Source organism: Mycoplasmopsis agalactiae PG2 (genome assembly GCF_000063605.1).
Taxonomy (GTDB): Bacteria; Bacillota_I; Bacilli_A; order Mycoplasmatales; family Metamycoplasmataceae; genus Mycoplasmopsis; species Mycoplasmopsis agalactiae.
This window is the reverse complement of record NC_009497.1, coordinates 578,417-589,924: the sequence shown is the minus strand read 5'-3', so window position 1 is coordinate 589,924 and position 11,508 is coordinate 578,417. Positions and strand designations below refer to the sequence as shown.

The 11,508-nt window shown below is 29.0% G+C and carries 9 protein-coding genes; 1 reads left to right on the top strand and 8 read right to left on the bottom strand.

Annotated elements, in window-relative coordinates:
* On the bottom strand, window positions 1–1,173 hold the full coding sequence (locus MAG_RS02555) for a thermonuclease family protein (RefSeq protein ID WP_011949670.1): 1,173 nt from the start codon (window positions 1,171–1,173) through the stop codon (window positions 1–3).
* A 70-nt stretch (window positions 1,174–1,243) separates the two neighbouring features.
* Window positions 1,244–3,409, bottom strand: a complete 2,166-nt coding sequence (locus MAG_RS02550) for a P68 family surface lipoprotein (RefSeq protein WP_011949669.1) — start codon at window positions 3,407–3,409, stop codon at window positions 1,244–1,246.
* Window positions 3,410–3,688: 279 nt separating this feature from the next.
* Here MAG_RS02550 and MAG_RS02545 point away from each other — a divergent pair, with 279 nt between their 5' ends.
* Window positions 3,689–4,096: an MAGa5490 family lipoprotein gene (locus MAG_RS02545; protein ID WP_041308829.1), complete on the top strand. Its 408-nt coding sequence runs from the start codon at window positions 3,689–3,691 to the stop codon at window positions 4,094–4,096.
* Window positions 4,097–4,110: 14 nt separating this feature from the next.
* On the opposite strand, the gene MAG_RS02540 is transcribed toward MAG_RS02545, so the two are convergent.
* From MAG_RS02540 to MAG_RS02515, 6 genes are all read right to left on the bottom strand, one after another.
* Window positions 4,111–5,826 carry a GIY-YIG nuclease family protein gene (locus MAG_RS02540; RefSeq protein ID WP_011949668.1) on the bottom strand — a complete coding sequence of 572 codons (1,716 nt, stop codon included), beginning with the start codon at window positions 5,824–5,826 and terminating at the stop codon, window positions 4,111–4,113.
* 5 nt (window positions 5,827–5,831) lie between these two features.
* Window positions 5,832–6,173: a hypothetical protein gene (locus MAG_RS02535; RefSeq protein ID WP_011949667.1), complete on the bottom strand. Its 342-nt coding sequence runs from the start codon at window positions 6,171–6,173 to the stop codon at window positions 5,832–5,834.
* Window positions 6,174–6,188: 15 nt separating this feature from the next.
* Window positions 6,189–7,910 (bottom strand): hypothetical protein, encoded by a 1,722-nt coding sequence (locus MAG_RS02530; protein WP_011949666.1) that lies wholly within the window; start codon window positions 7,908–7,910, stop codon window positions 6,189–6,191.
* 31 nt (window positions 7,911–7,941) lie between these two features.
* Window positions 7,942–8,778: a deoxyribonuclease IV gene (locus tag MAG_RS02525; RefSeq protein ID WP_011949665.1), complete on the bottom strand. Its 837-nt coding sequence runs from the start codon at window positions 8,776–8,778 to the stop codon at window positions 7,942–7,944.
* Window position 8,779: 1 nt separating this feature from the next.
* A complete protein-coding gene (locus MAG_RS02520) occupies window positions 8,780–9,616 on the bottom strand; it encodes an HAD-IIB family hydrolase (RefSeq protein ID WP_011949664.1) in 837 nt (278 codons plus the stop codon).
* A 140-nt stretch (window positions 9,617–9,756) separates the two neighbouring features.
* Window positions 9,757–11,253, bottom strand: a complete 1,497-nt coding sequence (locus MAG_RS02515; protein WP_011949663.1) for a hexose phosphate transporter — start codon at window positions 11,251–11,253, stop codon at window positions 9,757–9,759.
* Window positions 11,254–11,508 lie beyond the last annotated feature (255 nt).

Here is an 11,508-nt window from a genome sequence, read left to right as displayed (position 1 = left end):
TTATTTGTTTTTGTATGAATCATTGATCAAGTTAATGCCTTCAATGTTAAATAAATTTCTTTCAGATTTTTTATCTAATAAAGTTCATTTACCATTAGGTTTCATTCTATAAATATTTGATTGAATTCAGTATGGCAAAGCAAAAGTTTTGAAAAATCCTTTTTTGTTTGTTATAGCAAATTCAAATGCATTAGCTAATTGTAAAAGCGCATAGTGTTCTCAGTAAAGAGGGTTTTTGGCAAAATTTAATGCTTGAGAAACATCACTAAAGTAAGGCAGGGTTAAACCTGAACGTGTTATTTCGACTGAATATAAGTATTTATAATTTTCGCCAAAGAACACATCACCCACTCATCTTCCAAAAGCGTCTTTTTGATCGGCATAAACTCTAACTTTTGAGCCTTTTGGCACAGCTTCTTCAGCAAATTTTGAAGATAGCTTTGCATAATTGTGCTCAAAGTCTTTGCTTTTGTTTCCACCAACAAACTTTTCAGGAGTATCTATTCCAGAAATTCTAATTTTTGTTTTTTCGCCAACTTTAACTGTTGTATTAGAAGGATCAATAGCAGTAACTTTTACTATAGGTGTATCACCATCGCTTCATTCTACAATTTCAGCATCAAAATATTTAGCTTTTAGTTTATTTCAGTCTATATTTTTAAACTCAAACGCATTAGTTTTGTTGTTTTCAAAACTGTTGTAAACTGAATTGAGCGAGTGAAGCACAAATTTGTCATTTTTTATGCTTAATTTTCTATTTCAGCCATCAACTAATTCAACAGTGTTTTCATTAGGATCTTTGTAAACTATTCTAAATTCTAATTTTATTTCAGCACTTACTTCTTTATCCTTATCTGCAGAAACAACTGTATTTTCATCGATTGCAGGAGGAGTTATTGAATATACTTTCAAAAAGAAGTCTTTTTCATCTGGCAATTCAAAAGCAGTGTTTTTAGTATAGTCAATACTGTTTAAATCTATAGAATCAGCTTTGTGGAAAATCTTTTTTCTCTCAAAGTATCCTAGTTCCTTAGTGTCAAAATTATCTGGTATAAATATATCAGCAGCTTCTTTAGCTTTAATTGTGCCTTTATCACATGAAGCTAAAATTATTGGTAATGTAACAGAAATGCCAACTGAAATAAAAAGCATATTTTTTAATTGTTTTTTCATTATTTAATTTGTCCATTTCATTAAATAAACCAGTTGAACTGGTTTATTTTGTGTAGCTAAAGTTTTAGTGCTAGTTATTGATAAATGAGTTACTTAAAGTAGTAACTTGTCCTTTGATTTCAGTATCAAAGTCTTTAAGTGCTTCATTATTCTTAGCTTTTTGATATGCTGATCTAAATGCTGAACCCAAGTTTTCTCTAAATGATGATGAGTAGAAACCAGCAGGCTCTTCATAAATTACTACATCTTTATTTTTAACTGTTTCTTTTAATTCATTGTATGTGTGAACAATGTATTTGTTTGCATATTTAGATGTGTCAGTGTTTTCAAAACCTTTAACAGGGAACACATATGAAGCAGCATCACTAATAAAGAATGCAGGGGTAACACCAGTGTATTTCTTTATTTCTTTGGTTAATTGCCTGTCTTTATTATAGTTTCCAAAAGTAATGTCAATTTTGTCTAATGATGTAAGGAATTTAACAAAGTTTTTAGCAGCTCTGTCAGGTTTTGCGCCTCAACTTACACCAATAAGTGATGGGCCTTGAGCATAAACTACTTTTCTCTTGCTAGTTTCATCTCATTTACCTGGCACAGGAAAGGCAATTAATTCATTTTCTTGTAATGTTCCAGTTGATGATAGTTCTTTCTTTTCTAATTGCGATTCATCCTTAAAGAAGAATACCTTATACTTAGCAGGATCCTTTGATTTAGTTTCTATTACTGTACCAATTTCAGTGCCCTTATTTTTTACAGACTCGATATCTTGTTTGTTATCTTTTTTTATGAATAAAAGCCATTGATTTTTTGCATTATTAGAATCATTACTTGTTATATCTTTAAGCACAACATCTATTTTAGCATCTGTAGAAGCATCAACAGATTTGTAACTATGTTTTAATGCCTTTTGTTTTTCACCAGTTAGCTTGTTTTTATCAGTGCCTGATTTAAAAATGTAATTAGTGTGTTCCCCTGAAAGAACAAGGAGATCTACACCATCTTTGCTTTTAGCAGTGTTTTTAAATTCTAAGTCCTTTTCACCTTTAAATCCTGTGTCTTTAACAGTGAAAATAGTTTTCTTTGAATCATCACTAAGGAAGTTATGTCTATAACCCGCTGTTGAACCTATACCAAAAGCATATTCATGTTTTGTTTGGTATGCAGAAGTATATTCACCTCCAGCTAATAATGTTAATGACTTAGTTTGTAGCGATGATTTAAATTTATCATAAACTTTTGAAAGGTTTTGAACACCTGGATTGTTTGAGTTCTTAAATGAAGCATAGCTTACTGTTGTCTTTCTATTTTTGCTACCGGTTTTAATGAAAAAGTCACTAGTTTTATTAATTAAAGAATACGGTAATGTTTGAACTACAGATGAAACGTCATCAACACCAAGAATGTGGAGTCTCGAGTTTTGTGCTGCTGAGTTTTTGAAGCTCTTTTGTGCAATATCAGCAAAAGTAAGCAACTCTCTAAAGTTTTCGAAAGTGCTTTGTTTTATAGTTAGACCCTTAACAGTAGTAGCTTGATCTTCTACAAAGTCACCCCATAACTTTTTAACTTCACTTTCATCGCCCTTACCATTTTCCATAATTTGTTTGTATCTGTCAGAGTTTTTAAATGACTCATCAAACTTAGCGCCTTTTTCCTCAAAGGTTTTGAAAATATATTGCAATACTGGGGCATTAGCAGACATAACAGTAATTGACTTAAATATTGGAATTATGAATGAACCATTTTTAGGTAAGTTTTCTGTTGTTTTGTTAGCAGTAGTAAACTGTTCACTTGTATTATCAAGATTAACATTTATATCTTTGTCATTATCTTCAAAGTTTAATAATTTTTCTCTCTTATATTTATCAGTTATTTTCTTTGAAGCTAATTTAGCAGCTAAAGAATTGTAGTTAAATGTTAAATTAACAATTTCTTTTTTATCAGCTTCCAAGTCTTTTATAATTGAGTTTTCACCTTCAGCATACTCTGAACCTAAGTGTTTTATGTCAACTGGCAAAAAGTGTTTGTCATTTTTGTGAGCTTCATTATAGTAATTAATTAATGAAGTTATTGCATTTCATTGTGGTTGACCAGAAGAAAAAGTAACACCAACTCATATTTTTTTAGTATCTTTTCCTAATTCTTCATAATCTTTATCCACACACTTTGCTGAAACTGCAGCAAAAATAGGGATAGTTGCAGAAGAAAGTCCAATCATTAATTTATTTTTCTTATTCATAATATGTCCTTAAATATTTTTATGTGCAATGCGCGTATTGTAATAGTTAATATTACAATTTCACATTGGATTTTAATTATAATATTTAAACTTAGTATTATTTGAATAGCTTCTAAATGAGCATAAAAATGGGAACAAAATTAGCGTTTTTATGGCAATTTATCCTTCTTGCAAAATTAATGAAATAATTAATTTATAATTAAATATTGCTTATATGGTTTTTTTAAAATGTTTACTATTTTAAGTAAGCAAAAACTAAAGATTAAGCTCAAAAAACATATGAATAAAATAAAAATTTCGCTTTTAATTGCCATTTCTCAAGCACCTTTGATAGTTTCTTCAACTGGATGTTTTGTTTCTGATAAAGAATACAAAACATACTTAAAAAATGTCAAAATAATTGATGATTTTGAGCTAACTAGACCAGTTGTTAATGAGCAAAAGTGAGATGAATATAACCGCAGTTATAAAGCTTTTAAAAAATGGATTAAAAAAAGAGTACAAAAAGTACCACAAAATCCTTATGCTACTCAGGCCTTTGCTACAATGAATGTTATTTTAACTAATGCTAATAAAACATATAGTATCTGATATAATGCAGTTTTAAATAATAAAAACATAAGTGATGATGAGAAAATCAAACCTGAATTTTGAGAAATTGATTTAAGTAAAAGAACAATAGGATAAGCACTATTGTTCTTTTACTCATAGTCCTTGTTTTTAATGCTTTTAGCAACATTAAATGGCACAATTTTTGCTAATTCTTCAACTGATGCATCATAAATCTTGGCATAGCTTTTAAAATGATTTAAAAGCTTTTGCTCCATATTGTGTCCTAGGCCTTTAATGTTTCTTAGTTTACCTTCAAGTGAGCTAATTTTTTGTCTATTTCTAAAGTGCGACTTAGCAAATCTATCTACCTCAATTTGAATTTGTGCTAAATAATTATGCAGTTCTAAGTCATTAACATAAATTTCATTTAAGTTCAAATCAATTAATGCTCTTGTTTTATGATATTCATTTTTTACTAGTCCAATTACAGGTATATTGATGCCTAAGACTTTAAGTGTTTTTTTAGCTTCATTAACTTGTTGTAAGCCGCCATCGGTGATAATTAAGTCAAAGTCTTTTGTGTTTTTATCACTGCTAAAAAACTTTGTAATTGATTGTCTAATATAATCAACATCAGCACTACGATAGCTTAGTGCTTCAAGATTGAATTTTCGATATAAACTTTTGTTTTTAATGCCATTAGTATAAACAATTGCTACGCCTACTGGATTTATGTTATTAATATTAGAGTTATCAAAAATCACAATGTTTTTTAATTTAGGCAAGTTTAAATATTTATTTAGTGAACTAAGCATACTATCAGCTTTTTCAAGCTGATTTTGCATAATAAGATGTTCTTTTTCATAATAATCATTTAAATTAAGCAAAGCAAGATCTAAAACCTTTTTGTTTGTACCTATTTTTGGGCTAATAAATTTATAGTCACTAGATAAGTTAAGATCATATTTTAAGATTTCTTCTTGCACAATAAAATTATCAGGCAATATTTTATCTGCATAAAATTGTTCAAAAAATACTCTAATTGATTCATCAATACTTATTCCTAATGGTATTGTTAAATTTACTTTGTTTATTAAAACGCCATAACGGTAAAAAAGTACAGTAGCATAAATTAATTTTTCATCTGTTTTATAGGCGAATACGTCAATATTTTTATATTGACTAAGCTCAATAATTTGGCTCTCTTTAAGCTTTTTTAAGTATGTTAAACCATCACGTAAAAACAGGGCTAGTTCAAATTGCATATTATTAGCAGCAGTATGCATTTTATTAGTTAATTCATTTAAATAATTATTGTTTTTAAAACTTAGTATTTCCTTAATTTTTGCAAACTGATTTACTCAAAAGCTACTATCATTATTTTTTATTAATAATCCACTTTCATATAAAGCTTCATGCTGTAAAAGTTTTAAAATAGGTTTAGCTCCATAACCAGAAGGAAATGGACCATAGTATAATGTGTTTTTGGTATATTTTGTATTAACTTTTCTAGACAAAGTTATAAGCAGCGAATCTTTTAAAAGTTGGACTTTTAAATAAGGATATTTTCTGTCATCTAAAAGCAAGATATTAAATTCAGGGTTGAATCTATCAACCATAGCTTTTTCTAGTAGTAAAGCTTCCTTATTTGTTTTGCAAATATAAACCTCAAAATCAGCGACTAAAGACATTAGTTTACTTGTTTTATATGAATTAATTGCGCCATCAAAATATTGCAGCAATCTCTTACGCAAATTTTTGGCTTTGCCAACATACAAAACATTTTGCTTAGCATCTTTTCATAAATAAACACCGGGGCTTGTTGATGTATTTTTGAGTTTTAAAATAATTTCATTTTTGTCCATAATGCCTAATTTATAGCCTCTTGCAATCAGTCGATAAGTATTTCTTTAGGATATAGGTTATGTCCTAAATTGTAAACTGTGTTGTTCTTTAGTATGCAAAATGTTGGCGTTTCTAAAACTTGGAATCTAGTGTTTGGCACTTGATAAAGCCCTGATTCAACTGCATCTATTTCAATAAATTTTATGATAGTATATTTATTAAAATAATTCTCAACTTTTGAAACAATCTCTTTCATAAGTCTGCTATTTAAGTCATTTTCTAAAACAAACAGTATAAAAAATATACTGTCAGCATTTCTGGGATTTTCATAAAGACTTTTAGCATCTCTTCAAAACATTTTTGTCATATGTTTCCTTAGTAATTATTTATTGTCAGATAAAATTGGGCTTATTCATGAATTTTTATCATCAAAATTTGAGTATTTTTGGCCTTTTTCATCTATTTTATTAACTAATTTTTTATTATTATCATTTTCAAAATCAAAATCAAGAATCAAGCTTGCATTATTAGATGATTTATTATTAAAATTATCCAATTTAATTGTTTTATAGGACTTTTGGTCATTATTATCAATGTATAACTCACTAGTGTTTATAAAAAAGTAAGGCTCATTAGATTCAGGTAAATCACTACTATTAGTTTGGTTAGAAACTAGGTTAGTTTCTTCATTAGCTATGTTATTTTGTGTTGATTCTGGCTGAGCATTATCTAGTTCAAGCTCAACAGTGTCAATGTTAAAATTAGGCTGATTTATAGGGTTATTTGACACAGCTGCCACAGGTTCTTCATTTAAAATTAAGCTCTCATTTAGGTTATTATTATCAAATTCATTAACAGCTTCATGTGTATCAGTTTGGTATAAAAAGCCTAAATCGGTATTTTGATTTATTTCAGTTGTCTGTATTTGAATATCATCAGTGCTAAATTCATTAGTATATGAACTAAATTCTAATTGCTTAGCATCATACTCATTTACATTTTTAGTATTATCAACTAAAAGTGATTCAGGGTTGACTGACGATATTAATAAGTCAGGCTCAATATTGATTTTTTGAAATATTTTAGCTTCAGGTTTTGAATCATTTGATTTTTTAGTGTTATTATCTGAGCCATTATTCTTGTTTATAAATGCAATAAATTCTTCATTTTGAATAATTTCATCTAAATTATTCTCAATTTTATCTAGTAAAACAGAATATTTAGTTTTATAAATCTCTATTTTCAAAATACTAGCCATTAAAGCCAAAAGATTGAAAAGATTTTTAGTTTGATTAGTTAAATAAAAACCAAGTTTGTTTTTATAAATATATTTTCTAACATCAGGAAGTGTGACTTTATTTACATTTAAGTTCTTTAGATATTCTCTTGGCTTAATTGTAATTAATTTAAGCCATGAGAAGCCGAAAATAAACAGTGCTATTAGTCATGATAAATATGGCGAAAAGGTCAATAAAACAGGCAAATTGAGCAAGGTATCAGCATATGCACCAATGTTAAAACTAGCATTAGGTAATTCATTGCTAAATTTGGTTTTTAAAATGGAATTTTCATTTGTAAATGAATAAATTCAACCCTTTTTAAATATGTCAAGTATTTCATTTTTTGAAATAATTGTTGTATGTAAGTCAACACGGAAAAAAAGTAAAACTGAATGATAGATTATTGTAATAACCAGTAAGTTTAATCATATAAAAATAATTGTTTGTTTTTTTAGTGTTAAATAATTAACTTTTTGATGGCTAAAAAACCAGCGAAAGTATTTATTTTTTAAAAACGGGCTCAGTCAATTTAGAATTAAAGTTAAATAAAAGCCAATTAAAAACAGAATCATTAAATCACCAAAGGCTAGGCCAAAAGTATATAAATATACTAGTCTTAAAATGTCAATTTTATTGCTCTTAGCTATAAAATTGTTGTTATATTGAAGCAAAATGAAAAATGCTGTAATAAACAAGAAAATTATTAATTTTAATAGCTCAATGCCAAAATTGAGCTTTATAAAATATAAAGGCTTGTCACTATCATTATTTTCAATGTTGCTCATGCCAATTTTATTAATGATTTTATTGTAATTAGCTTTCATAGAATTAAATTATATTAGTTATTTACAAATATTATTTTGCTTTATGTTCAAGAAGCATTTTTATTTCCTGATCATAAATAGGTTTATTGTCAACTCAAGGTGTTTCTAAAATAATAGGAATGTTGTCAAAATCTGGATCATGAACAAATTTAGCTAATGTTTCAAGCCCAATAAATCCTTTATCTATATTAGCATGCCTGTCTTTATGGCTGCCAAGTGAGTTTTTTGAATCATTTAAATGAATAACTTTAATGTGTGGAAGCAAGTTGTATTTATTAATTTCTGCCTTAAATTCTTCATATTTGCGTATGTCATAACCAGCATCAAAAATATGACAGGTGTCTAAGCAAACTGCAAATCTGTCGTTTCTTATTTTGTGTATAAAATAGTTGATTTGGTCAAAATTAATGCCTACTTCAGCACCCTTACCAGCCATAGTTTCGACACAGATGACTACATCTTTTGTCCTGCTTAGTATTTGTTTTACTGAAGCAATAAAAGTATCTAAGGACTCTTGCACGGAAAATGTTGTATATGAGCCAGGGTGCAAGACTAAATACTTAGCACCAATATAGTTCATTTTTTCAATTTCTTGAACTAAAAAGTCAATTGCAAACTTGTTTTTGCTTACGCTAGATGGATTTACAATATATGGCGCATGCACAATTATGTCGTCTGGAGTAATTAATTTTGAATACTTTTCTAAGTATTCATTATATTTATATTTTTCAACTGATACTCTTTTAGTTGTTTGTGGAGCACCTAAATATATCATCATGCAATTAGCCTTGTTATTTACTGATTCAGCTGCTGCTCCTAACAAGTAATTAGGAGATTTAAAAGAAATGTGACTACCTAATTTAATCATCTTATGCTCCTTTTATTTTCTTGCCTCTTTCAATAAAGTATTTGTAAATTCCACCATTTTTGCTTTTTGGCGCTATTTCATCAGCTGCACTTTTTAATTTGCTAGTGCCGTTTTTCATGGCAACTAAATGGCCAACAAAAGCTCTAGTGGTAAGGTCTGAATCTGAATCTCCAATATGAACTGCATCTTTAGGATTTATTTGTTTTTCTTGCATATATAATGAAACAGCTAAGCCTTTATTAGTTTTAGCTGAAGTTACTTCTATAACATAGTTTGCGCTAGCTAAATGCGAGTTGCAGTATTGATCAAATAGTGAATTGAACTTAGCTAAAATTTTGTGTGCTTTAAACTTGTTTTTAACAACTAGGGCTATTTTAGTGATATTAATATGATCCATGATATCAAGCTTTTTAAATGTGCTAATAATATGAAACTTAGATGAAGCAAAAAATTTAATAAAAAATTTTTCTATTGCATGTTGTGTGTAAATTGATTCACCATTTTGGTCAAAAATTACTAGCATTAATTTGTTGTTTCTTGCAAATTCTATAATTCCTGGTAAGACATTAGTATCTATAAAAAAGGCATATTTGCGCACATTACTAATGTAAATTTCAGCTCCCGAAGAGCAGATGGCATCACTAATTCCTAGTCTATGCATTGTGTGCATTACATGTTTATCATTATAACTTCGCCCAGTGTTTATTACTATGTTAGCAAAGTTTTTGACTAACAGCATGGCTGTAAGATTTCTGTGGCTAATTCTATCACCAACTTTTTTATCAAATAATGTGCCGTCAAGATCAATAAAATATGTTTTATTGTTTTCAATATCCATATTACTATTATATAAAAAATATTTAGCATAAAGACTTTAGAATGCTGATTAAGTTTGGGTGTAAAAAGTATATAAATTAGCAAAAAGAATAAACAAAAATAGTCCTAGTGAATAAGACTATTTGTTAGTTATATAGTAACTTATTTTTGTTCCATTTTTTGTTCCATCATTGATGGTGATTTTTGTCATGGGAATGTTTTAGCATCATCACGAGGTTCTTTAAGCAATGCAACACCACCAAGGGCAATTAATGTTGTCACAACAATAATTATTGTTTGAATTAATCCAACTGTTTGTTTTGATAATGTGCCACTCAATGGAACTACAGAAATAATAATGAATACTATTGTGTAGAAAATGTAACCGAATCCTCAAATTAAGCTGAACATTCAGCCAATTGTCTTAGGGTCTCTGTCTGCGTATTCATGTGGCAAGTTAAGCATAACACCTTGAATACCTCAAGTACATAAACCTGTTAAGAAACCAAAAATGTATAGAAATACTAATGAAACATAGTACTTGCTGCCAGCTGATGCTTTACCATCTGATAATGCTGCAATTGCTGCATTTTCGCCATTGCCACCAGCAACACCATATACAAAGACAACTGTAGATAAGATAAAGAAGATAACTGCAAGAGTAATAATTGCACCAACAAATCATCTTCTCTTTAAGTTAAATCTTGATCATAGACCAATTGAGATAGGTCCAACAAATACCGCAGCTAAGAAAATAACTTGTCAAATCTTAGCAATCTTTTGGAATTGTGGCAACACTGCAGCATCTGTAATACCAGCCATATTTGGTCAGATAACATGTGTTAATGCTGTAGGGAACACAGCAATTGCTAATCAACCACCATATAATAGAATTCATGCATAAGTTGATTTTTTCTTTAAGTAGTCACCAAGAATTGCAAAACCACTTCTTTTAGCTACTTTAGGAGCGTTTTGACCTTCTATCTTAGCAGGAACGTCAAATTTAGTACCAAATACTCCAATAACAACTAATGGAATAAGTGATAATGCACCTAAAAGTGTGAACACAAGTTGTCAGTTCTTTTGTAATGATTCAACGTTGCTTCCAAGAATAACAAATGGAATAATTGAAATAATTGTACCAAGTGGGTAGAATCAAATTCCAAATTGTGAAATTAGTGCTTTTTGTTTTGGACCAAAGAAGTTAGCAACTACTGGTTGAGTTAAAATAATTAACATTGTACCACCGATTGCCATTATGGTTCTTAAAACAACAAAACCAACATATCCACCGCCACTTCCAGGCATAAATTGAGCAGGAATGCCTACTAAACACATTGCTATAGCAATGAATGTAGATCATTTGTGGAATAATCTAGCTAGTAGGAATGCAACTGCAACTGAACCTAAACCACGGCCGAAGGTAATAGCTCAGTTTGCAGCTGTATTTTTAAACTGGAAACTATTATCAGCAACAATATTGAAGTAGCCAAGGAATCCAGCATGTTTGGTGCCGTCCACAACACCCTTACCACCTAAACCAACTGTGAATCCTCAGTTGGCTATAAATAGCAAGTATGCAAATGAAATAAAACCTCAAATGATAAAGCCATATGCTACTTTATGCTTTTGAGATCATTCATGAATTTTTTGATTCATTGAATCCTTTCATATTAAATAAATTTATTTAATAGTAATTAAGGTTTTCAGTAAGTTAATATGTAGAGAAATAAATATTTTTACTAATCCTATGAACAATTACTGGCATATATACCAATCAAAGTTATATGCAAAATTATTATACCAATTTTGTCATAAAACAGGCTTATTTGTACACTACTACCATATAAATTTAAGTATTAATATTAATTGTAGCGAGTTCTGTAAAGCAAATAAAAGCCACACATTGTGTGG